The 23,402-nt window shown below is 34.1% G+C and carries 26 protein-coding genes, 1 pseudogene and 1 riboswitch; of the genes and pseudogenes, 25 read left to right on the top strand and 2 right to left on the bottom strand.

Annotated elements, in window-relative coordinates:
* The 25 genes and pseudogenes from AR328_RS22860 to AR328_RS15680 form a co-directional block, all read left to right on the top strand.
* Window positions 1–1,089, top strand: a 1,089-nt coding sequence (locus AR328_RS22860) for a hypothetical protein (RefSeq protein ID WP_066297373.1), incomplete at its 5' end; no start/stop codon positions are given.
* A 102-nt stretch (window positions 1,090–1,191) separates the two neighbouring features.
* On the top strand, window positions 1,192–2,142 hold the full coding sequence (locus AR328_RS15565) for a hypothetical protein (protein ID WP_066297376.1): 951 nt from the start codon (window positions 1,192–1,194) through the stop codon (window positions 2,140–2,142).
* A gap of 168 nt (window positions 2,143–2,310) precedes the next feature.
* Window positions 2,311–2,601 (top strand): annotated as a pseudogene (locus AR328_RS15570) (aminotransferase class I/II-fold pyridoxal phosphate-dependent enzyme); the annotation flags it as partial.
* An 82-nt stretch (window positions 2,602–2,683) separates the two neighbouring features.
* Window positions 2,684–2,726, top strand: a riboswitch (PreQ1 riboswitch).
* 54 nt (window positions 2,727–2,780) lie between these two features.
* Complete coding sequence (gene queC, locus AR328_RS15575) at window positions 2,781–3,440, top strand: 7-cyano-7-deazaguanine synthase QueC (RefSeq protein WP_066297387.1); 660 nt, start codon at window positions 2,781–2,783, stop codon at window positions 3,438–3,440.
* Window positions 3,441–3,443: 3 nt separating this feature from the next.
* Window positions 3,444–3,917: a 6-carboxytetrahydropterin synthase QueD gene (queD, locus tag AR328_RS15580; RefSeq protein WP_066297389.1), complete on the top strand. Its 474-nt coding sequence runs from the start codon at window positions 3,444–3,446 to the stop codon at window positions 3,915–3,917.
* The gene (queE, locus tag AR328_RS15585; RefSeq protein ID WP_066297391.1) at window positions 3,910–4,626 is read left to right on the top strand and encodes a 7-carboxy-7-deazaguanine synthase QueE; all 717 of its coding nucleotides are present in this window, start codon (window positions 3,910–3,912) and stop codon (window positions 4,624–4,626) included. The genes queD and queE overlap by 8 nt, the downstream gene beginning before the upstream one ends.
* A gap of 369 nt (window positions 4,627–4,995) precedes the next feature.
* Complete coding sequence (locus tag AR328_RS23515; RefSeq protein WP_335354603.1) at window positions 4,996–5,088, top strand: putative holin-like toxin; 93 nt, start codon at window positions 4,996–4,998, stop codon at window positions 5,086–5,088.
* Window positions 5,089–5,842: 754 nt separating this feature from the next.
* Window positions 5,843–7,033: a replication initiation protein gene (locus AR328_RS15590; protein WP_066297399.1), complete on the top strand. Its 1,191-nt coding sequence runs from the start codon at window positions 5,843–5,845 to the stop codon at window positions 7,031–7,033.
* Window positions 7,034–7,157: 124 nt separating this feature from the next.
* A complete protein-coding gene (locus tag AR328_RS15595; protein ID WP_066297401.1) occupies window positions 7,158–7,799 on the top strand; it encodes a hypothetical protein in 642 nt (213 codons plus the stop codon).
* A 297-nt stretch (window positions 7,800–8,096) separates the two neighbouring features.
* The gene (locus tag AR328_RS15600) at window positions 8,097–8,558 is read left to right on the top strand and encodes a hypothetical protein (RefSeq protein ID WP_066297403.1); all 462 of its coding nucleotides are present in this window, start codon (window positions 8,097–8,099) and stop codon (window positions 8,556–8,558) included.
* Window positions 8,542–9,168 (top strand): hypothetical protein, encoded by a 627-nt coding sequence (locus AR328_RS15605; RefSeq protein WP_066297409.1) that lies wholly within the window; start codon window positions 8,542–8,544, stop codon window positions 9,166–9,168. Before AR328_RS15600 ends, AR328_RS15605 begins: the two co-directional genes overlap by 17 nt.
* A 158-nt stretch (window positions 9,169–9,326) precedes the next feature.
* Window positions 9,327–9,596 carry a hypothetical protein gene (locus AR328_RS15610; protein ID WP_066297411.1) on the top strand — a complete coding sequence of 90 codons (270 nt, stop codon included), beginning with the start codon at window positions 9,327–9,329 and terminating at the stop codon, window positions 9,594–9,596.
* A 632-nt stretch (window positions 9,597–10,228) separates the two neighbouring features.
* Window positions 10,229–11,674: a hypothetical protein gene (locus tag AR328_RS15615; protein WP_066297413.1), complete on the top strand. Its 1,446-nt coding sequence runs from the start codon at window positions 10,229–10,231 to the stop codon at window positions 11,672–11,674.
* Between the two features lie 763 nt (window positions 11,675–12,437).
* Window positions 12,438–13,835, top strand: a complete 1,398-nt coding sequence (locus tag AR328_RS15620; RefSeq protein ID WP_066297415.1) for a CHC2 zinc finger domain-containing protein — start codon at window positions 12,438–12,440, stop codon at window positions 13,833–13,835.
* An 11-nt stretch (window positions 13,836–13,846) separates the two neighbouring features.
* The gene (locus AR328_RS15625) at window positions 13,847–14,155 is read left to right on the top strand and encodes a single-stranded DNA-binding protein (protein ID WP_066297419.1); all 309 of its coding nucleotides are present in this window, start codon (window positions 13,847–13,849) and stop codon (window positions 14,153–14,155) included.
* 35 nt (window positions 14,156–14,190) lie between these two features.
* Entirely contained in the window at window positions 14,191–14,676 is a 486-nt protein-coding gene (ssb, locus tag AR328_RS15630) for a single-stranded DNA-binding protein (protein WP_066297425.1), read from the top strand.
* Between the two features lie 191 nt (window positions 14,677–14,867).
* Window positions 14,868–15,986, top strand: a complete 1,119-nt coding sequence (gene dnaN / locus AR328_RS15635; RefSeq protein WP_066297427.1) for a DNA polymerase III subunit beta — start codon at window positions 14,868–14,870, stop codon at window positions 15,984–15,986.
* A 301-nt stretch (window positions 15,987–16,287) separates the two neighbouring features.
* Window positions 16,288–16,716: a hypothetical protein gene (locus AR328_RS15640; protein ID WP_066297430.1), complete on the top strand. Its 429-nt coding sequence runs from the start codon at window positions 16,288–16,290 to the stop codon at window positions 16,714–16,716.
* A 21-nt stretch (window positions 16,717–16,737) separates the two neighbouring features.
* Window positions 16,738–17,091 (top strand): hypothetical protein, encoded by a 354-nt coding sequence (locus tag AR328_RS15645; protein ID WP_066297438.1) that lies wholly within the window; start codon window positions 16,738–16,740, stop codon window positions 17,089–17,091.
* Window positions 17,092–17,163: 72 nt separating this feature from the next.
* Window positions 17,164–18,408 (top strand): hypothetical protein, encoded by a 1,245-nt coding sequence (locus AR328_RS15650; RefSeq protein WP_066297442.1) that lies wholly within the window; start codon window positions 17,164–17,166, stop codon window positions 18,406–18,408.
* Between the two features lie 47 nt (window positions 18,409–18,455).
* Complete coding sequence (locus AR328_RS15655) at window positions 18,456–18,638, top strand: hypothetical protein (protein WP_066297443.1); 183 nt, start codon at window positions 18,456–18,458, stop codon at window positions 18,636–18,638.
* A 569-nt stretch (window positions 18,639–19,207) separates the two neighbouring features.
* Window positions 19,208–19,525, top strand: a complete 318-nt coding sequence (locus tag AR328_RS15665) for a hypothetical protein (protein ID WP_066297449.1) — start codon at window positions 19,208–19,210, stop codon at window positions 19,523–19,525.
* The gene (locus tag AR328_RS15670; protein ID WP_066297451.1) at window positions 19,526–20,656 is read left to right on the top strand and encodes a PD-(D/E)XK nuclease family protein; all 1,131 of its coding nucleotides are present in this window, start codon (window positions 19,526–19,528) and stop codon (window positions 20,654–20,656) included.
* Between the two features lie 79 nt (window positions 20,657–20,735).
* On the top strand, window positions 20,736–21,110 hold the full coding sequence (locus tag AR328_RS15675; RefSeq protein ID WP_066297456.1) for a DUF4262 domain-containing protein: 375 nt from the start codon (window positions 20,736–20,738) through the stop codon (window positions 21,108–21,110).
* Window positions 21,111–21,138: 28 nt separating this feature from the next.
* Complete coding sequence (locus AR328_RS15680) at window positions 21,139–21,498, top strand: hypothetical protein (protein ID WP_156422705.1); 360 nt, start codon at window positions 21,139–21,141, stop codon at window positions 21,496–21,498.
* 247 nt (window positions 21,499–21,745) lie between these two features.
* On the opposite strand, the gene AR328_RS15685 is transcribed toward AR328_RS15680, so the two are convergent.
* Both AR328_RS15685 and AR328_RS15690 read right to left on the bottom strand, forming a co-directional pair.
* Window positions 21,746–22,027: an HU family DNA-binding protein gene (locus AR328_RS15685; RefSeq protein WP_066297461.1), complete on the bottom strand. Its 282-nt coding sequence runs from the start codon at window positions 22,025–22,027 to the stop codon at window positions 21,746–21,748.
* 117 nt (window positions 22,028–22,144) lie between these two features.
* Window positions 22,145–23,170, bottom strand: a complete 1,026-nt coding sequence (locus tag AR328_RS15690; protein ID WP_066297462.1) for a hypothetical protein — start codon at window positions 23,168–23,170, stop codon at window positions 22,145–22,147.
* Window positions 23,171–23,402 lie beyond the last annotated feature (232 nt).

Below are 23,402 nucleotides of genomic sequence, written 5' to 3' on the forward strand. Positions count from 1 at the left end.
TATAATTATTTTGCCCGATATTATTTGGGCGATATTCTTACAACCCTGATAAAATTTGGATTAACAAATTCCGCCCAAGCTATTGACAGGATACAATTGAACCGATTTATCTATGAAGTATCGGATAAGCTAGAATTGCCTATGTTAATTCATTCAGCTGGTATAACTCCGCTTCAGCTCATGTTTGAGAAGAAATTGGTATATAACAGTCGTTTTGCCGATTGTTCCAAGCTGCTTAAAATGAAAGTAGCAAGTGATTATCTAAAGAAGGGGATTGTCCCTAAAATAGAAAAGTGGCATAATAAGCATTTTCTTAAACATAGTGACTTCACAACGAACGCTAAATTGTACTTCGGTATTGATTTTTTTGAAGCTCACCGGAAAAATTCGATAAAAACCAACTGGCTTCCTTACACTACCGAGTTTCCTTTAATCGAAAATTTCATTGATAACAATGAGGTATTAGAACGTCATTCAATCCTCTTGCCAGAGTTGTATCGGTTAGGTTTTAGTCACAATAATTGTGCTGCTAAATGTGTCAAAGCTGGTGCTGGGCACTACCTGAACTTCGCTAAAAAGATGCCAAATGAATTCAAGAAACACATGGAGGAAGAACATTATCTAAAGCTATATGTATCTTCTTACCGTTATATCAAAGCCATTCAATCCGATGGCAGAGATGGCTGGGATGAAGATGTTCGTCAATCATTATATTCCGAATTGGATGACGCTTATCGCGATTATTTCTACGGTAGAGCAGAGAAACCCAAGGTTTATGTACATCCCTGTATAACAGCTACTCCTGAATACAGCTACTTAAATCAGTATATATTTATCATTAATAAAGCTGATAGAACAGTAAGAAGAAGGGCTTCTAAACCGCACAGAAAAGTGTATACAGAACACATGAACTTGAGACATTATAGTTTTATGAAAAAAGGCGGTAAGCCTTATCCTCTTACTCAATTTATGAGGGATCTAGGAAAGAGTCCTAAAAAAATTGATAAATTTGATATTGCAGGCTGCGGATGTTTTGTTGAGTTTGAAAATAGCTCGTTTGATGATGGACAATTATCATTAAACATTTAGAAAGCTTGCAGCAAAACTTAGATAACTAAAGAGTAATTATTCAAAGACAGGATGGTAACCCATTCTGTCTTTTTATTTATAAAATGAGCGGGAGAGGTTAATATGAACACTTTTTTTAATAATGGAAAAATGCTTTTTGCCACTTCTTATCGGGAAGACGAAATTACATGTTTAAAGGCTGTAAAACCACCACATATCTTAGCTTCTTTTGCTATGTGGAGAAATGACAAGGAAGATAAGCATCTTCAACATAATCTATTAGATCGAATAGGGTATAGGCCTGAAACGCTGTATATAGATTGTGGATCCTTTACCTTTAAGGACACTGATTATGGCTTATGGGAAATGATAAATACATATCAAGAAATGAGGGAGGAAGATGGATTCACATTTAATATTCATGATGACCAGGATTTGGTGATGTTTTCTCATTGGTGGTTTAGCCAGTTTGATGAAGATGCATATGTAGAAGATAAGAGTCAATTTAATCTATTTGAACAATACTTAAACTTCTTATGGATGAATAGAGGCTTATATGATTATTGTTTTGCGTTTGACCGACTAGGGGATAACCAGGAGTCCCTACTTGCCTTTCGCATCATGGATGCTTTAGGTTTACCTGTTATACCTGTTTATCAGGCAACTTATTTCCAAGTAAACAAAGAGGGCCAGCAACAGCTCGTTCCCAATACTCTTGACTATGACATTTTAGACTACTATGCTGCCAAATGTGATTATATCGCTATTGGTGGAACCGCCGCATCAAAAGTGAAAGGATTTACTAAAAATATTAGAATTGAAATAGTAAACAATATCCTTAGTAAGTATCAAGATAAGAGCTTCCATTTGCTTGGCACTTTGGATCCCTATATTATTAATGCTTGTCCCAATCTTTATTCAGTAGACGGACAAGCATGGTTACAAAAAGTTGAAAAAGAGAAAAAGATTAGTGCCTCGATTAAATATCTAAATAATAAACTAGCCTGGTTTGAATCAAAAAGAAACCAAGATATTTATGCAAATAACCAAGGACAATTACAGTTTATTATTTAATGCGGCCTTATTTTTAAGGTGAATGTAAAAAAAAATAAAAAGGATAGATGAACAGGGGATATATTAAATAGACTAAAATAATAAGAGGATATTTGTTCAATATATGAGCAAATATCCTCTTTTCTTATGCATATAAACTGGTTAATCAACTATACTTATTTAAGGTGCCGCCGCAGAAATTATATTGTGCAATCCTTTAATGAAATCGGCTTGACATGTCATATTCTAGGAGGGGATTTTTATGCTTTTCCTTCCATTGATTCAACAGGACTAAGCTCAGAACAATTTGCTGAAAGATTGTTAATCGAAGAAGGTGTAGCCGTTGTGCCTGGAAATGACTTTGGTGAGAGTGGTCAGGGCCATATTCGCTGTTCGTATGCAACGTCGCTGGAGCAGCTTCAAGAAGCAGTGGAGCGAATAAAGCGATTCATCGAAAAATTGGACTGCAAAACCTTCTAAATAGTTCGATTCTTTTTGCATTAATGTTTTGAAATTTTTATCTGATATAATAATTGATGAATGATATATAAAATCCGCAAATGCGGTAGAGGTTCTAGCTACCCTCTCAAAAAAACTAAGGAAAACAGGTCTGCTTTCTTAGTGGAGCTGTTTTTTCTTTTTAAAAGGAGATTTTTAACATGAAAAATGATAAAGCCGTTGTCGTATTTAGCGGAGGCCAGGATAGCACAACATGTTTATTCTGGGCATTAGAGAATTTTAAAGAAGTCGTTGCTGTTACATTTGACTATAATCAAAGACATGTTTCCGAAATTGAATGTGCTCAAAACATAACAAAAGAACTTGGGATCAAACATTATATTTTGGATATGAGTCTATTAAATCAATTAGCACCTAATGCATTAACAAGGGATGATATCGAGGTGAAGGATGGAGAGAATGGGGAGCTCCCATCTACTTTTGTTCCAGGGAGGAACCTGCTATTCATTTCTTTTGCAGGTGTATTGGCAAGTCAAGTGGGGGCTAAGCATATCATTACAGGCGTGTGTGAGACAGACTTCAGTGGCTATCCTGATTGCCGTGACGTCTTCATTAAATCTTTAAATGTATCATTAAATCTGTCAATGGAACAGGGCTTTGTTATTCATACCCCATTAATGTGGTTAAATAAAGCAGAAGCATGGAAGCTTGCTGATGAGCTTGGCGCATTCGATTTTGTCCGTGAAAAAACTTTAACATGCTATAACGGGATTATTGCGGATGGCTGTGGCGAATGCCCGGCTTGTATACTCAGAAAAAATGGTTTAGAAGAGTATTTACTGGAAAGAGGGGAGTTTTAGATTATGTATGGTTTTCGCATCGTTGACAAACTCCAAAAAATAGATGTTGATATTAAAAGAGATCAATTGAAGTATCATAATAAGCGTGTGCTAGTCAGTAAAGAATTTACATTTGATTCCGCACACCACTTACATGACTATGAAGGAAAGTGCAAAAACCTTCATGGGCACACGTATAAAGTAATCTTTGGCATTAGCGGTTTTGTAGATGATCGTGGGTTATTAATCGATTTCGGTGATATTAAAGAGATTTGGAAAAATGACATCGAAATTTATTTAGATCATCGATATCTGAACGAAACACTGCCGCCAATGAATACAACAGCTGAGAATATGGTTGTTTGGATCTATGAAAAAATGCAAGAAAGTCTAGATCGCCAAGAAAACGAGGGCGATGCAAGGGTTGAATTTGTTCGATTATATGAAACTCCAACTAGCTATGCAGAAGCAAGAAGGGAGTGGATGAGCGTTGAGTAAAGTACCTGTAATGGAAATTTTTGGACCAACGATTCAAGGGGAAGGAATGGTTATTGGCCAGAAGACCATGTTTGTCAGAACAGCAGGCTGTGACTATTCATGTGCTTGGTGTGATTCTGCTTTTACATGGGACGGTTCTGGCAAGGATTTAATCAAACAAATGGATGCAGAGGAAATTTGGGCTGAACTCAAAAGAGTTGGAGGAGACCGATTTTCATTTGTTACCATTTCAGGAGGAAATCCTGCTTTATTGAAAAACTTGAATGAATTGATTCATCTGTTAAAGAAAAATTCAATTAAAATTGGACTTGAAACCCAAGGCAGCAAATGGCAGGACTGGTTTTACGAAATCGATGAATTGACGATTTCCCCAAAACCACCAAGCTCAAAGATGAAAACGAATTTTGACGTATTAGATGAGATCATTGGAAAGCTTCCATTGAACCAAATGAGTCTAAAAGTAGTTATCTTTGATGATGAAGATTATCTTTATGCAAAGAAAGTTCATGAGCGCTATCCTCATGTTCCGTTCTATTTACAGGTGGGGAATGATGATATTACGACAGCAGATCAAGATACGCTTGTTAATCAATTAATAGAAAAATATACTTGGCTGATTGATAAAGTGGTAGAAGACAGCGATCTAAATAATGTAAAAGTGCTTCCGCAGCTGCATACGTATATTTGGGGGAATAAGCGGGGAGTATAGCTAGCATTTTGTTAGCAAGATTAATTGGATACTGAAATATAATTGCTGATAATAATATTATGCAAACTACAAAGTAATCATTTCGGAATAACCCTGCGTAGCTAACTGCCCCTATAAATGGGAATAATACTAAGAACATAAGGGCGATGTTATAGTTCCCGCCTGTACTATCTACAATGTATCCCATGATTGTTATCACAAAACGACCCACGATGTTCAGAACTCCCATGATACCAACAGCTTTTCCTGTATCTTTTGGATTGGAATACTTAACGAAATTAGATATTAGGTACAAATAACCAACTTATTTTCGCTTGTATAGGACAAGCTGGAATCTGGGAAGGCTGAAGGTAAGGAGGCGATGTATGGATGGAGACGTTTGAAGCGTTGTCGTTGATGATTAGCTTTGGGATGTTGGTAATCGCCGTTCTACAATTTAAAGATAAGGATAAGAATTCTTGAACACGCTGAATTAGCGTGTTTTTTGTTTAAGGGGAATCACTTAGGGAGGTTGGTTGTAGTTGTAAATCAATGAACAACAAAGGGGCTACAGCCGGGAACATAGTTCTATTCCTTTTTTGGTTCTAAAATTAACCTTCTTATAAAAATAGTTAATGATAATAACTTGCTGCTTAGTAATAAAACAAAAAAATAAATAATAAATAATAAATATATACATTAGCGCATATGTTTTATTGTTTTATATATATTTATATTGTTTTAATATAATGTTTTAATGTTTTATATGTTTTATAGGGTCTTAAAACGCTGATAGAGATAGCTTTATAGCCATTTAATATCACAAAAATAACGTTAAGTATCACGAATATAACTGAATCTATCACTTTTTTAACTTTTCCAATCACAAATATAACGCAAACTATCACAAAAATAACGTGTAAGTATCACAAAATTAACGTTAACCCTCACAAATTTAACTTTAATACTATGTATCATCACAAATATAACGCCAGACTAAATACAGTCTAAAATATATTGCTTTAATGAAAAAAACATGCTCATTTTTGGAAAAATTTATCGAAAAATGGTTGATTCTACGGTCTTTTAATGGGATTAATCATATTAAGTATCACAAAAATAACGCTGAACTATCACAAAAATAACGCTAAATATTGATTGATATTTAGTATCACAAAGTGTAAGTTTAGTGATAGATACACTTGATAGATTGCATATCCAGGGGGAAGCTTCGCAAATGATGGAAAAATTAAATGCAGATATTTATGAAATTGATACCAAAGACTGGATCACAAAGTCAAATTCGATTATTGAGTCACAATATAAACTTACTCTGCAGGAACAAAGGATCTTATTAATTACAGCAAGCAAAGTGCAACCAAGTGACGAAGATTTTAAGCCCTACAAGTTTCGAGTAACCGACTTAATTGAGAAAATGGGTGTAGGTAGTCAAACGAGTATGTACTCTTACATAAAAAATGTCGTAAAGGGATTGCAAAGTAAGACGGTTGAATTTAAAAAGGGGAACAGGACCATGATAGCCAACTGGCTGGTTACCTCTATTTATGAAGATCAAGAAGGTACAGTCATATTAAAGTTTAATCCCGATTTAAAAGACTTCTTTTTACAGTTAAAAGAGCGATTTACTACATATCAATTAGAAAATGTCATACAACTTAATTCCGTTTACTCTATTCGTATTTATGAGCTATTAAAGCAATACGAGAACCTTAAAAAGAGAAGTTTTACGATAGATGAGCTTCGCGATAAGCTTGGAATTGAAAAAACAAAATATAAACAATATGGTCACTTTAAGGACAGAGTAATAAATGCAGCACAACAAGAATTAGCAGAAAAAACAGATATTAGTTTTACGTTTGAAGAAGAAAAGAAGGGTCGAAAAGTTGTTGGCATAATATTTCGTATAAATGGTAAAAAGGGAACCATACCAAAACAGCAGCATATTGCCACAATCATTGAGAAATCCGAAGAAAAAGAGTTAAAAGACCGACTGAAAGATTTAGAAGTAAATGAGCGTTTATTTGATTATATTTTTAATGCTTTTTCCTATGAACAAATTAGAAGAAATATTGTTTATTCTGAGGAACGAAAGGGATCTGTTACCTCCATTGGTGGATTTACTTATAAGGCCATTACATCGGATTATGCTTTAACCAAGGAAGAGTCAATTACTGTCGAAAACAGTGTTAAAATTGATAAGCAAGAGGATATACTCTTTCATTTAATTAAATATTGGCGTAAAACAAAGGAACCTCTTACGTATTGGCTAGTAGATGAAATTTCAGTAGAAGAGATCCAAAGATTTTGCAACATGACTACTGAAGAAGCACTGTCTGCATATGATCAGATAAAAAATGAACTTTGTTTGGTAATAAAGGTTAAAAGACCTTCTGCCAGTCACCAGTAGCTTAAGTTTGCATCACAAAAATTGATATTATGTTTAACTAATAATCTATAATAAACTTCCTCCCCCTTATTATTAGAAATGGTATAATTTTCAAAGAATTATTAATATTGGGGGAAGATAAATCGTGTTTAAGCCTAAAGAACTTCAAAGTATTATTGAGGGAATTACAGAAATCCAAACAGATGAATTTGCATTTCGCTTGGCTCAAAGCAGCATGGAGAACTATATGCGAGACGTACTTATCATGAGACTTCAAAAAAAAATAGGAACGAAGAATCCAAATGAACTTGTTATTCCGGAATGGGATAGATACGACATTTCTATTCATAGTTCCTATCAGTTAAGGAATAATCCTTCTCTTGTTATAGAATTAAAATGGAGTACAGTGGGTTTTGCATTAATGGGTCATCCTATTGATTTTTTGGATAAGGAAATTAAAAAAGATGTAGATGGTTTATTAGAATTATCAGTAGCCAGCCCTAAATATCAAATCTTTTTTATGCGGCATCCACAGACATTACCAGGAAGTAATTATTCCACTTTTATAAAAGGCTATGACCATCATGAAAAAGGTTTTTCTATCCTTAAAGATTACAATGTTACGAACAGATCATCATATTCGTTTGAGCAACTTCTGCACCTAAAAATGGAAGGTTACTATAAGAATCTCGATCCAAGGATAAACGTTGATATATTTCAAATTCCTAGTGGAGAAGTACTTGGTACAGATTGGAGTATTTATGTGACCATAGCAACTATTCCCTGAAAAGCAAAGACAGTGCACTTGAATGTACACTGTCTTTTTAATATACCAGCTATTTGATTTTTACTTTCACTACTTTGGAACCCGTTTTTTTATTTGCATTGAGCATTCCCTCTAGGAATTTCTTTTTTATCTCTTTTTCTTCTTTTTTCTTCTTCATTACTCTCACCCTCATATAACCTATTTGTTACTCATTCTCGCCAGGTTCATATTTTTTATTCAAAAATGGTTCTAAATTTATTCATAGACTCTTATATTGATATAAATTGGAAAAATGACCATGAGAAAAGAGGGTCCTTTATGAATAATATTAACCCGCTCTTTGCTGAATTGAATCAGTACACTCCTGAAAAGATTAAAGTTCAACGACCGGTAAAAGTTAGAGCTGAAAGAAGGGACAAGCAGCATAATGTAAAATTCCCTGTGGATCACCTATTTCATATGAAATTACGAACCCTTTGCAAGCAGCTCGAACCACTCTATAAACAAAAATATCAAAAGCCGCTTTCTCAAACTAAATTCAATACTCTTCTTCTTAGGTACGTCCTTAATCATAAAGAAATGGTTGATTGGGACCTAGAATATGTAGATTCAAAAAGGTACATGCACACGAACCTTTTAAAGCTTGAATACAGGGAAATTGGAGGCTCCTATGGGATTGCCATTAGAAAAGGGTATTCAGATAGAAAAACTGTCTATCTGATGATGAGAGCGGGTTTGGCGTGGGTTGAAAGAGGTGGGGATATTGAAAAAATCATTTAGTCAACTAAACTTATTACAGAAAAAGCTCTCAAATATCGGTGAGAAAAGCTGGTTTGATAATTTTTTCACCTCCAAATATCGTTTTATAGAATTAAAATTGCCCCTATATGAATATTTACGTGGAAAGGTGTTCATTGAGGATATAGTAGATTTATATGAAGAGGAAGAAGAATCTATAGATATTTCTATCAATCAATTGATCGACATATTATATATTGATTTTTTATCCCAGATTAAAAAAGGCGTAAGTTTTGAAAATATGGCCAACTATTTAGTTAGTAAAAAACAACAGTATTTAAGTCCTCCAACTAGTCAAAAACGCATTATGAAAAGAGTGAATACAAATCTATTTACATTTAAAACTGTAGAAGAAGAAGTCTCCATAACACCCGAAGAAGAATCACAGCATGCCTATATAACATTAAAGATCAAGGAAGCTGCTTTACTACGAGGTGAGGTCTTTTTACACGATTTAACTCCTTATCTTGCTGGTCACTCCTTGCAAATCGAAGAAGTGATTATTATCCTTTATCTGGATTTTATCGAAAAAATAAAAGACAAGGGGAATAATTTAGAAGTGATGAAAGCCATCGTAAATAGGCTAGAATAGTTATCCCTCCATAAAGGCATCTTGACAAATAGAAGTCTATTAAGGATAATAAAGACAACTTTATAGCAAAATGAATGTGAAAAATCTGGAAGCACCAGGCACATGGGTACCTACTACCCGTGTGCCTTTTTTCATTATCTTGGAGGTAAGTTTGTACTATGGTAACAGTTTCCTTAGAGGATATTGACCAAGCTTTAAAGGCTAAAAGTATTTCTAAAGAACATTTGATTAGCCACTTTCAAAATATTTTTATTAGTACAGGGGTAGATGATTTTTTTATTCATTATCAAATTGAGGCACTGGAAGCAGCATTTGAAGAATCAAAAAGTAAGGATCTACGAAGTATTCTATTAAAAGTATTAGAAATAACCAGCCAAGATATAAACTCTATTGGCTTAAGAAATCTAGCAACAATTTTAATAAAATAGACAAAGCAAAAGCCCTTCACCAGAGGTAAAGGGCCTTCGCAACCGAGATATAATATTAAGTTACCCCTATTATAATTGGATAGAAGAAGGAAGTCAACCACTTTGTACCAAAAATTTCTTTTACTATTTTAGTAGGTTATGGTAGAATGGAAACAACCGAGATTTCTAGATAGATACGTCTATCCTTAACGGGATAAGTGTATACTTTTCTAGGGCTATTTGACGCATTCTTTATCTCGGTTGATGATATGATGCGTTTTTTATTTTTCTTAAAATATAAAATAAAAAAGCCGGCCGCTACCAACGGACCGACTGGAATTTAAAATGGATGTCCATCAAAACTACCAATTTTGATAGACAGGTGAATTAGTTTGCTACCAACAATCTAATTCAAGAGTCTTTTACCAAAACTTAAACTTAAAACTTTAAAACTTTAAAACTAAATAAAATAAAAACCTTCGAAAAAAAATTAACACTTCGAGGGCGTCTTTCTTATTGCCTTATTTAACTGTTACTTACATTATATCATTTTCTTTAATATAAGCAATGCTTTTCACTACTACATATAGTACTTTTGTTAGCAAATTATTACACAAATAGACAAATAATTTTGGGAAAGGAGCGGGACAGACATGATCTATGAAGAAACTTATCGATATTTATTAACCAACGTGTCTTCAACTGAGTTTGATGTCTGTCTCTATTCCTTATTAAATACTGATTGGGATGGCCATGTACGAGTATCAATGAATGAAATAGCTGAAAGAATTGGTACTACTAAGAAATATATGAAAGAGATGATGAGGAAATTTACCTCAAAAGCTAAGGGAAGATTTGTGTTTGTTCCAGAAAGAGCAATAGATGGGGATGTTTACCGCTTTAACTTAGGGAAAACAGGGAACTTAGACTTTAACGAAAACACAGATAGATACTGCAAAAAATACAACTTCTTTTATACTGAGGAATTTCGTCAATTGCCTATTAATGCAAAAAGACTTGTTTTAATGGGTGCGTTTCGTATGTCTACATCCAAATCTGAACTTATATCAATTCCAGTAGACACTATTGTTCCTAACACAAAAAATAAAAGTATCCTCCCATTTACAAAACAAAGACTATCAGCAGCTATTGAGGAGATTAATTCTTCTAAACTGAACCAAGTAGTAAATGTATCGTTAGCTAGTAATGTCTTTACACGAGAAGAATTGGTTATTTTAACGTTTAAACCTGGAACATTACATAACTTTAAAAATAATCATACGGAAAGATTCATGCTGCGAAAGAAATTATTTGAAGCAGGCTATCAATCGTTTCTACCTGATGCATTTTGCATTGAAATAGAAAAGGTAGGAAAATTTATATATAACTCCTTGCTACGCATTGAAAAAGAAAATGCGAAAAAACAAGGTGTTATTTCTAATGCAAAAAATGAGATGTTGCAGCTGGCACGTTTTATTTATAATGCGGCCATCGTAAAATTAGCTCATGCTTTAAATTCCAAAAAGGAAGAGTTATCAGAACCCAAACAGGTATCTGCTTATTTTAGTTCCATTGTATATGAGTTAGCATTAGAAGAAATGACTAAATATTCTCACCAAGCAGAAAGTGTTAGAAGTTTGCTAGAGATGGAGCATCTACATAAAGATATTTGTTCTCAAGAACAAGAACGTGAGGTTGACTATTTAGAGGTCCGTAATTTTATTTCTCCGATCAGAGAAAAATATAAATTCCTTTCTCACATAGCTTTGGTTTTAGAAAACTGGTGTGAAGAATGGGTGGTTGCCCGCGTCAATACATTGAATGAAGATATTCAAGCCATTGCACAGGATCCAGACAATGAAGCAGTAAAGGAAAAGAGAGGTTGGTCAGCTCCGTTAGATGGAGAAGAACAACGAAATAATTTGAAACACAGCATACTTGAAAAGCTTTCAACTCTTTCACATTGGTTGTCCAATAATGGGAATGCTGCCGTTGAAAAGAAAGAGCGTGGAAAACTCTTAACCCAAATGCAAGAATCACTGGTTTCCTATTTTGCAATAAATTCAGATAATCAAAAAAATAAACGTTTGGCATTTTAAGACAACACTGGCTCTGAGGGCGAGTGTGCTTTGTGCTGTATCTTTCTCAGATTAAACCTCCACTTCCTATTGATCTAAGTGATTTTACTCAATTATGAACCTGATATTAGCTATATATTTTATGTAATAAAGTGAACTGTGACCAGTTCCTTTATTTTTTTATCGCTAAAACGTCTGTGAATTGCAAAGAAAAGTTGTGATTAAATGATTACTTATGGGAATTGTATTCGTATACTGTTGATTCATATTACTAGCATGTTATTTAAAAATTTTTACATCTGAATAAGAATTAAGTTATGTGAAAATGAACTGTCGAGACTAAACGGCTTTTTATTTTTGCTGAAGGCATTGATATAACAAGGTTTTTATTAAAAAGTTATTAAAGGTACTAAATCTTATTGTTCTAAAAGTGGTACTGGTCAAAGAAATAATAATAGATATTAATAATTCACTTAAAAAATGTATATATTTCTATTAATAATAAATAATTAAATCTATTTAAATTGACTCAACAATGGTTCTCTTTTTCTATGATTAAAAATTGTTTATCAAATAAAGAATAATATGGTATAGTATTCATATAATTTCTTATTTTCCTTTATCAACCCATGCGGGATGATAGTTGTATCCGATTTAGAGAAACACTCCTAGAGTGATCGAACGTATCTTTTTTCATGATACGAATGTTCGATTTTTCTAGGGGTGTTTTTTTGTTTTTTGCACTCAAACCCAATAAGGAGTAATAAAAAAAGGAGGGAGGAATTTGGCTTTTATCAGCAAAGAAACCATCGAAGCTGTGAATCAAGCATCCATTCTTGATTTAGCCAATGCATTTGGAGATCATCCAAGAAGGGTTGGAAAACAACATCAAGTATATTGTCCTAATCCTGGACATGATGAAAAAACCCCTGATACCTATATTGAGCCAAACAAGAATATTTTCACCTGTTTTGGTGGAGGCGGTTGTGGCGCAAAAGGATCAAATGTTTTTTCATATTATTATTGGCATGAATATGGAAGAGCATACGACAAAAACAATAAAGAAGATCGAAAGAACTTTCCTATTGTTATTGAAAAAATTGCTCAATTATTAGGCATTCCCATTAAGTATGAAGATGGTCAAACTGTAAATCCATCGGGAGGTACCTATTCACCACGAAGGAAACAAGTAAAAGAACTTGAGCCGCAGTCAGATGAGATTTGTGACAAGGTTTATCGAGCTTTCTTATCCATGTGTCCTATACGGAAAGAACATGCTGTTGAATGGTTAAAGGAGCGGCAGTATTCTCAAGAGGAAGTAGTCACACTTGGATTTCGTTCAGTCCCTACTGGTGAAGAATTAATGAAGATTCTCTATCAGTTGGTTACGAAAAACTATCCTTTGGAAAGGGTACCAGGATTCGTTCAACGGTTGGTTCCTGAAAATTTAGCAGTGCAGTATCCCCGCGAACTAGTTGAAGAAGATCCGCAGGGCAGAGGATTCTGGGTTTGGACCATTACTGCAGCAAAAGGATACTTTATTCCCGTTCGAGATAGAAAGGGGCGATTTATTCGATTGCGTGTACGTCGTGATGAAGGCAAACCAAAATATCTTTGGTTCAGCTCCTACGATAATACAGCTATTGAAAAAGAAAAGTATCAATTGCGAAAAAATGGAGTATCCAGTGGATCACCACTTCATATCGCTCCCCCAGTTTCTCAAGTAAGAATTTGGGAAATCGGTACTGAACTGTCAGATATCTACAATGTTCAGGTAGTTATAGGCAGTGAGGGAGAACATAAGGCACAAATTTCCGCTAATAAGCTTGGGGCTACCGTAATAGGTATACCAGGGGTAGGGAATTTCCGAGAAGTTCTACCTTTATTAAGTGAATGGGGAACCCAAAAATTTATTTTGGCCTATGATATGGATTCGCTCAAACGGGAAGACGATAGTGTGAAATCACAGAAAAAACAGCAGAATCTCTTTGATAAACTCACGGAGTTTGCTAAGGAGGTTATGAAGTTGGGAATCGATTGTTACCTTTGGACCTGGGATATTAAAGACGGTAAAGGGCTTGATGATTTGTTACAAGGTTCTAAAAAATTACCTATGGAAATTAATTTACGCACCGGCCAACGCAAATTGGTAGACTTAAAAGAGCTCTATCATATTGCTTAGGAGGATTACCAATGCAAAATTTCCACGCAATTGGACGATTAACACGGGCGCCTAAATTAGTTTATTCAGGGGAAAAACCTCGTTGTGAAATGGTACTTGCTGTAGAGGACCGAGAAAGAAATAGAACTGATTTTTTTCCCATTGTGGCTTGGCATCAGCAAGCTATTAATTGTGCCAACTACTTAGTCAAGGGACAAGAAGTGTCCATTTATGGTAAATGGAGAAGTTCAAATTATAAAAAAGATGGTCAGCCAATGATCAAATTTGAAGTAGAAATTACAGAAATAAAATTCTTACAAGCGCCTAAACAGGCGAATTGAATTAAAAAACAAAACTTTTTAAGGAGATGTTTCAGATGATGAATCGCTGTGTACTAGTCGGGCGTATGGTAAAGGATGTTGATTTAAGATACACCCCAAATGGAGTAGCAGTTGCTTCTTTTACTCTTGCAGTAAATCGTACATTTACAAATCAACAAGGTGAAAGAGAAGCTGACTTTATCAATTGTGTTGTTTGGAGAAAAGCTGCGGAAAACACTGCTAATTTCTGTAAAAAAGGTAGTCTTGTTGGTGTTGATGGAAGAATTCAGACACGGTCTTTTGATGGTCAAGATGGAAAAAAAGTGTATGTCACTGAGGTTTTAGCTGAGAGTGTTCAATTTTTGGAATCACGTAGTTCACAAAACAAAGAAAACTCAAGTGATCAGAGTAATTTAAATAATAATACCAAAAATAATCACTCACATCAACGTGAGCATAACCAGGGGTATTCATCTGTTGATGAGGATCCCTTTGCAAACAGAGGTGGTCAAATCGACATTAACGATGATTTGCCCTTTTGAAAGATGAACACTGTTAAAACGGTTGATTTGTAAGTAAAAGTTCTTAACCCCGCCGACAGGGTGCAAAATTATCTGTTCCCGGTCGGCTTTGGGGCAACGAAGAGGAACATAACTTCACTTTATTGTTCCTCCAAACTTATGAATGGTAAGTAAACCAATAAACCAAAAACTTTTTAGGGAGAGATTTAAATATGAAAGTTTCAATTCAAAAAGATGTCTTTATTAAGGCAATGTCAGATGTAACGAGGGCAATCGGTGGAAAAGTTTCGTTACCAATTCTATCAGGTGTAAAAATTTCCACCAGTAATGAAGGAATTATCCTCATATGTTCAAATGGGGATATTAGTATTGAACGAAAGATTCCTCTTGAACAAGGTGGGGATGAAAAAGCAACTATTTCAAGTGAGGGAACTGTCGTATTAAATGCAAGGTTTTTAAATGACGTGGTTAAAAAGTTGCCAGGTAATGACGTATTAATTGAGGTTGACCAGAATAACGTTACAAAAGTCTCCTCCGGTAAATCTATATTCAGCCTAAACGGGATGCCAGCTGATGAGTATCCAAATCTTCCTGAAATTGAAGGAGATGAGGATATTATTCTTTCAGCCTCTGACCTAAGCATCCTAGTTAAGCAGACGGCTTTTGCTGTTGCAGCATCAGAAACAAGACCTATTTTACAAGGAGTGAATTTATCCTTTAAAGATGGTTTTAAAGCCGTAGCAACAGATTCTCATAGATTAGCACAAAAACAGTTGAAGATTACTGGAAAAGAGGAACGTCAAGTAACAGTTCCAGCAAAAGCATTAGTAGAATTATCGAAAATTATTGAGGATCCAGAAGAGAAAATTGAGGTTATTCTTACTAATAATCAAGCACTCTTCAAAACTCATAATTTATTGTTTTATTCACGCTTATTAGATGGGTCGTATCCGGATACTTCAAGATTGATTCCTACTTCCTTCTCGACTACTTTAAATATCAATCTTAAAGAATTAATGGCTGCTCTAGACCGTTGTAATTTATTTGAATTGAAGAAAAAGGTAGCTACTTTAGAGGTAAAAGATAAACAGGCTGTATTAACAGTTACTTCCCCTGAAGTAGGAAAAGTTGAGGAATTTTTAGAGGATATTGAAATTGACGGGGATGACTTAAAACTAACATTTTCTATTAAATTTACAATAGATGCGCTAAAAGCTTTTGAGTCAGAAAAAGTGAAAATAGAATTTACAGGTCCATTAAGACCCTTTATTATCTCGACTGAAAATGATCCAACTATGATTCAGTTAGTTTTACCAGTTAAAACTAATTAAACAAAAAGCCTATCAAATTTTTTTTATTTGATAGGCTTTTTTATATAAAGCAATTAAAAGAATAATCTATTTTGTTATATATAATCTTGTGGAATATTATGATATGATTGGTTTATATTTCATATATTATATTCACTTTCACCTATGCAGGGGAAATTTTCTAATTGTTAAATGCGCTTTTATTTAAGTGATACAACTCTTTTGAATGCTGCTTATTGCAGTTATTAGTTGTTCATTTAAATAGAGGCGTGTTTTTTTTGCTCTCTATTATGCAATTAAACTTTTTAAGGAGGAATTTATTATGGGTAGTGCTTCAAGATGGAGTGCGATCAAACGTTTTATCTCAAAGCATGAGGAAGATTTATTAAAGGAGTATTCTTTCCTTATAGGAAGGAAAATTCTAAGCGTAGCGGGAGTGGATGTTAATTATTATGTTTCCGCAGACATTATACTGTCTGATGAAAGGACTGTAACAAGTCATTATCGTTGGAGTAGTGAAGAAGAAAATTATGAAGGAATAGAGTTAGATTCTGAATTTAAGCCATTGGAAGAGTATTACGAGGAGAATCTTATTGGTAAAACCATTACTCATATCAAAATCGGTTCATATCGAGATGACGAAGTTTATGTTCTTGCCTTTATTGCTGAAGATGAAAAACACTGTTTGGAAATTCCCCTGGGGGTTGATCCAGAATGTGTGGATTCTGATGGAAATGTCATTGAACGGTAAATTGGAAATGAGGTTGAACTGATGGATGCTCTGAATTGGAGTAAAAGTACGTTTAAAAATGAAAAACTACAAAATTATCTGGAAGAAAAGGTGAGATCTTTATTAAAGGGCCCTCTCCGTAATCACAGCGATTATGCACAGGAGAAATGCATTAAATCCTTTTGCGAAGGGTTAGGCTATTTAGAAAGTGTTCTCCTTTATCAAAGAGAAATCCATCCTCACAAACTTGAATTAAGTTATTGGCAAGGAAGGGAAGAGGAATATAAAAAATATTGGTTAGAGGTAGAAGGGATCATTTTAAATTCTATTAATCGTCAATTTAGACATTTCTTAGAATTTTTGTCCTTACCCAATAAAGACACAATAGTACATTAAAAATGAATGAGTAATTAACTAAGTAAGGAGTTCTCTATTATTAGAGGACTCTTTTATTTTTGAGGTGAAAATATGGGATATAACATAGAAGAATTAGTTGGAGAAAAGAAAGAGCAAATAGTTCAAATAATGGGGCATCCTCTTTTCGTTCCATTTCCAAGATCGATTGAAGATTCATATCATTTTGGATGGGCTCGTGGCATTTGTTTATTTGCAGATACTATTTACCATAGCAATTGGTTTAACTGGCTTTCGATTTTGGGAAAAGGGGAATGGAAGTTAGGAGATCCAACTCCGAAAATTGATATGAGTCCTAGTGGAAATGATGAAGTAAGGAAAATGATGAAAAAATCATATGAGCCGCTCTCCCATCGCGGATTAAGGGCATATGAGTTTCTCGAATGGATTGGTTATGCTATTGGATTATCATGGTTTAAAAAACCATCTATTGATGAAAAAAGTTGGAAACATTTATATGAAACTTTTGATTTCAGTAAGTTTTATGAATTTCCTAGCGACTACTTCAGCATGTTTTTAGCTGAAAATGGCCAGTCAGGAGTTGCCGATTATTTTCCAACTCCCCTACACGTCACAATTTTTATGAATAAAATTTTAGAATGTAATGACAGAGAAGATGAAGGTTCTTTTATCGATACAGTATGGGAACCTTGCGTTGGGACTGGTGCTATGACCTTACCATCAACAAGTCTTAATATTGTTGCAGCTGATCTAAATCATATAATGGTTCGAGCTGCAGCCATTCAAGCTTTTTTTTATAAGCCTTCAATGCTTTATGTACCAAGACCAGTTGTTGGTATTCATGCTGATCCAAAAACTTTAACGATAAATAGATATTATGAGTTTAACACAGATACTCGAATTTTCAATGGAAATAGTCTTCTAGGTGAGTTTTCTTGTCCAAAATCTATTTTTCTAGAAGATAGTGAATTTGTCGAAGTATATTTTGGGGCTATAGATTTAGAAAAACATGAAATCTATCAGTTTGAGGATGAATTAGAAAAGCCTTGGGAGACATTAGATAAAGAATTACAAATAAAAATTGTACAGGCCATGTCACGAGAAATTCAACCTCAAAAAGTAATGACGAATCCACCTTTCAATATGAAGCTACCTTCCTTTGAAAAGGCACGTATAGAGGAGATTCATAAAAGAAACGAAGTCTTTCTTGAAATGAGGGAAAGTAAGAAACGTTTAGCTTTATTTCAAAGTATTGAAAAAGAAGTGGAAGAAAAGATTAAGATTGCTGCTTCAGATGACCGAAAAACAGGGAAGGAACAGCTCATGTTTGTATTTTAACCTGGAGCGGGATTAATGTAACGCTCGAAAAAGAATGGGGTTATCGTATGCCATTATTTAAAATGGAAAAAATGAAAAACTTTGTTAACCAGGACCGATTGTTAAATATGGTCTATAAAGATTTGTGTAAAAGAAATAGCAGCATGACTGATGAAGAAGTACTAGAAATTGTATTTAACAGCTATGTGCTTGGAGATTCAGTAATGGAAGATATTTATTCCAAACTATAAAAATGGAGGGAGAGAGTAAATAAATGTTTAATAGTTATAAGAGTTATGTATTAGTGAATGCCATATCATTTTTTGTGATGGTGATTTTATTGTTAATCTTCATCAGTCAACCAGCAGATGGTTTAACAATAAACCTGTTTATGAAGAAACTCGCTCTGAGTTCTTTAATTTTCACATTAATAATGACTATTTTTATTAATTTAGGTATTTATTTTGTTTCCAAAAGATGATTTTAAATTCACTCTTTACGAAATTTATAAATAAAATCGTATTAATACAAAAGTAGTAAGGCCTTTAATTAATATTATTTAATAGGAGCTTTCTCTATAGATTTAAAGTAGAGAAGGCTTCTTCTTTAATATAAAATAGTTACAATAAGGGGATTTTATGTTAATATTAATCTATCTTTATTATTTATTTTTTACATTCACCCAAGCGGGAGAATTTACTTGTATTTAAAAGCGCTTTTTAGAAAGCGAACAACTATTAATGCCAGAAATGGTTTGTTGTTCTTTTTCTGAAAAGCGTTTTTTTTTTGCTTTTCAAATACTTTTTAAGGAGGGATTCCATTGTTAATTGAAACTACTTATAACAATGGCACAGCAATTTATTCTCTAACGGAGAATGGAAAGGAAATTAGCCAAATTTGTATAACGGATGGGAAGTATACAGGCTATAGTATTGTTCCCATCATTACCAACTTGAATGGGAAGTCAACAGGTATTCTTGTAATATTAAACTGGATAATATCTAAGTTAAAGTCTCCATTATTGGCTGATTTAAAGTTTTCGATTTTACTTGATTATGGTTTTAGGCATCATGAAACAGGTTTAGTTTGGGACAATAATTTTGAAGATGCTGAGGAGTTAATGGCGGTGAGTTCATAAATGACTGCTATTCCTCAAAACGAACCATTAATTGAACAAAAGACAAAAGAGAAAATCAAAAAGTGGAGTTTTTCACGCTTGTCAATGTTTGAAGGCTGCCAACGACAATTCTACTATAAATACATTTTAGAATTACCGTATCCATCGGCTTACCCTATGCGTATAGGGAAAATATTCCACACAGCCATTGATTTAATGGTAAAGGAAGGATACTCCCCTCATGAGGCTTTATATTACTCAATTGGGGTTAATGAAGGCTTGCCTGAAGGCGAAAAAACAAGTTTCTTGCTCTATATGTTACGAAAAGCGTATGAACGTATTCCGAATCTTGAGTATGCCGAAATTTCATCAGAAGTTCATTTAGAAATAAAAACAACCAAAGGAATTGTCCACGGATATATTGATTTGATAATTGATGATCCCTCCCAGGACCTTATTGAATTATGGGATTATAAAACCAGTTGGCATGCTTTTTCAGCTGAAACGCATATGCAGCTCCCTTTATATGGGTGGTTATATCAGCAATTGAAATATACAGGCAGCAACTTTAAGGGGAGGCTGATTTTCCCTCGGTTGGATCCTGAAAACGATACAGTTGTTGATTTAACTGTAGATAAGCTTACAGAAGCAAGGAATTGGTTAGTAAGAACAATTAATCAAATTGAAGCGAAAAATCCAGATGTCTTAGAGGATTGGGAAATGTGTAAGGATCGCTCAAAATGTGATTACTGCCCGTTTGTCTCTCGCTGTGCAGGAACATTGTTGAATGGACTTCCAAGTACAGGTGAGCCCACTTCTATTAAGGAAGCAGAACAAATCGGAGCATTTATATTAGCTCAAGAGACGGCTTTAAAAAACATGAAAAATGGTCTTAAAAAATGGGTGGAGGAAAACGATCCTGTAAAGGTTGGCGCTGGTAGTTGGGTACATCAGGCATCAGAGCCCAAGGCTAAATGTGAAGATGTTGAAGCTCTTGTTGATTATGCAATTCGTTACGGATTGGATATAAAAGAGGCTTTATCGGCTAAATCAGCCACTTTAGATAAGTGGTTGCAGCAAGATGAAACAGGAGAATTAAATCAATTAATCTCTTATTCAAAAGGGCGAAAATCTTTACGTTTCGTCAATTAATTAAGATACCTATCAGTGAGTAGCTGATAGGTGTTTTTTGAATAAAACAAATTTGAAAACACTTGGAGGAAAATTAAAAATGGCAAATTGGACTGTACATTATGTATTTGAAACAGAGCTTTGTGAGTTTGGGGGTCTATGTAACTATCATACACACGGACTTAAAGAAAACTATGACCATCTAGATTTTCAAGTTGTTTTACCGTTGAATCCCAAAACGATAGATCCTATCCTTGGAATGATGGTAAATCAGATAAAAGAAGGAAGAGTATTTGAATCTGATAAGAAAGCTGGTCAAGTATTAAGAGGTTTTGATGTCTTATTCAAAGAATTTCATGATGGCAATCGCAAAGTTTTACGCTTAATTCTACCTGATCCAAATGGGAAATTCCCAGGAGATGAAGGCTGCCAAGAGCCATATTCTCGACAACTAGAAGAGTTACCTCTTGTTTAAAATTTTCTATAGGAGCGGGGTTGTTAATATGAATTGGAGACAAAATACGCTTACAAGATGGAGTCAGATTGAACCCAATAAGTGGGGGAGTAAAGTAAAAGGGACAAATTATTTATTTATTATTATTGAACCTTTGCAGGACGGAATATACACACTGACATATATGGATGCTGATTTAAAAGATTATACAAAGGAGGAAAAAGAAACTGTTCTTAATGAGTATAAACTTTCTCCTTATTCAGAAAGGAAGTTAGCTTTAAAGTTAATGGAGCATTACGGTCATTATGAGTGGAAAGAAACCTTAAATAGTAAACAAGAGTTGTTGAATCACTTAGAAGGTTGGACATCTTTTGAACTGTCATTATTAAGAAATTTAAAGGAAAACTAATCTGCCATTTATTATGGATACTATTTGGATAATAAATAATGGCGCTTTAAGTGAAACAATACCGAGTTGGCTAAATGAAAAGATAAAGAATTATCATGCAAACGAAAAATCCCCATGTAGTTTCCGCTACATGGGGATTTTCGTCAAAAAGTTTTTTTGCTTTTTCAAACCCAAAAACTTTTTAAGGAGTAATATTAAGTTATCATGTTCAAATCTTTTAGTCAATTAATCTGGAATAATTGAAACTTTAAGCTTCCACTTTGACGGCATCGCGTAACGCTTTTCCTGGTTTAAAAGTAGGCAACTTACTAGCCTGAATTTCAATCTCTTCACCAGTTTGAGGGTTTCTTCCTTTTCTAGCTGCTCTTTCACGAACCTCAAAATTTCCGAAACCTATTAATTGAACTTTATCTCCATTTTTTAATGCATCTTCAATAGCCTGAAAAACTGCATCTACAGCTTTGTTAGAATCCTTCTTAGATAGTTCACTTATTTCAGCAACCGCATTTACTAATTCAGTCTTATTCATAAAAAACACGTCCTTTTGTTTAGTCAATACAATCAATAGATTGTTTAATATATTTGTAACACAGGGCTCATTTGTTCGCAAATTTTCCAAAAAATAATAGGATCAAATTTGATCCTATTAAAAAGTTTGTTTTCTCCGTTTACTTAGGTCAATGACGTTTGAATTTTTTGACCTTGATTTTATTGTTTGTTTCTTTTCCTCTTTTGCCCACTCCTGCAGCTTTTCTTCAGTATAATGTTCCATGCTTTCAGCCCAATCAGGAATTTCCTTAGAAGGGTATGGATAAGGAGCTAAAGCTGGGTTAGAGTAATTTTGAATGATTTCAGAAACAAATACATTCCCTTGTAACATATTCGTATACCGCTGTCTTTTCTCCCGCTCCGCTTCCCACGCAGAAATTATGGTTTTTCCTTTCTCTTGATCAGGGAACAGTTCTCTCCACAAAATTTGAGGCTCTACTTCTCCGAAATGTTGTTTAATGGTTTGGTTTATTTTTTTATATCTCATTTCTAAGTAACCTTGTAATTTCATAGAGGAGTATAGGGCAAAGTAGATGACACCTGGTATGGTGAATCTTTCCCAGCCACTAATCCAATTATCCATACTATGAAGAGTTACAAAAGAGAACCAGAGGAACCCAATACTAAAGGCTGCCAGTGTAATGAATAGATCCTTAATTCCAATCACTTTCCATAAAGAGGGACGCTCTATTGGTAGTTTTCTTTGTATTTGTCCATGAATATAAATTCTGTCCCTAAAGAAACTGACCACCATCTGATAAAATCGGTTATCCGTAATTTTTCTTAAGTCACCTGAAACAGCTTGAGGTGGATTCATTAAATAGTAAAACATTAGAGGTGGAACATAAGGTGTTTCGGCCCATCTTTCTAATTCACTAAGAAGGCGATTCCGTCTTACTAATTCCATTGTTTCATATTTAACTTCAGCTATGTTTTTGGAAATTAAATATGAGAGTAAAAGGATAAGCAACCAATCCCACCATTGATATAAATACTGGTAGGAGATTTGTAGGAAACTTTGATAGGTTTCAAATATAGGAATTTTTAATAATTTTTCTATCAACCACGATAGAGGATAAGCAATAACGGCCCATACTAAAACTTTTTTCAGCTTACTCAGCATCTAACTCACTCTCCTTAAAAAATAAGAAAAGCACCCCTTTGAATATGGATTTGTGATAAACACAAATAATCATTCAAAGGAATGCTTCTCGTTAAAAGTAATTTCCTCCCGCTAGGGTGGAAAGGAATAAAATTCATAAAGTATAGCTTTATGATAACATGATATTTAAAAATATTGTACCAATATTTAATAGGCGTGCTATAATATTACATATATATTTTAATTTTTATTA

The organism is Bacillus sp. FJAT-29937 (genome assembly GCF_001509555.1).
Classification (GTDB): domain Bacteria; phylum Bacillota; class Bacilli; order Bacillales; family Cytobacillaceae; genus Cytobacillus.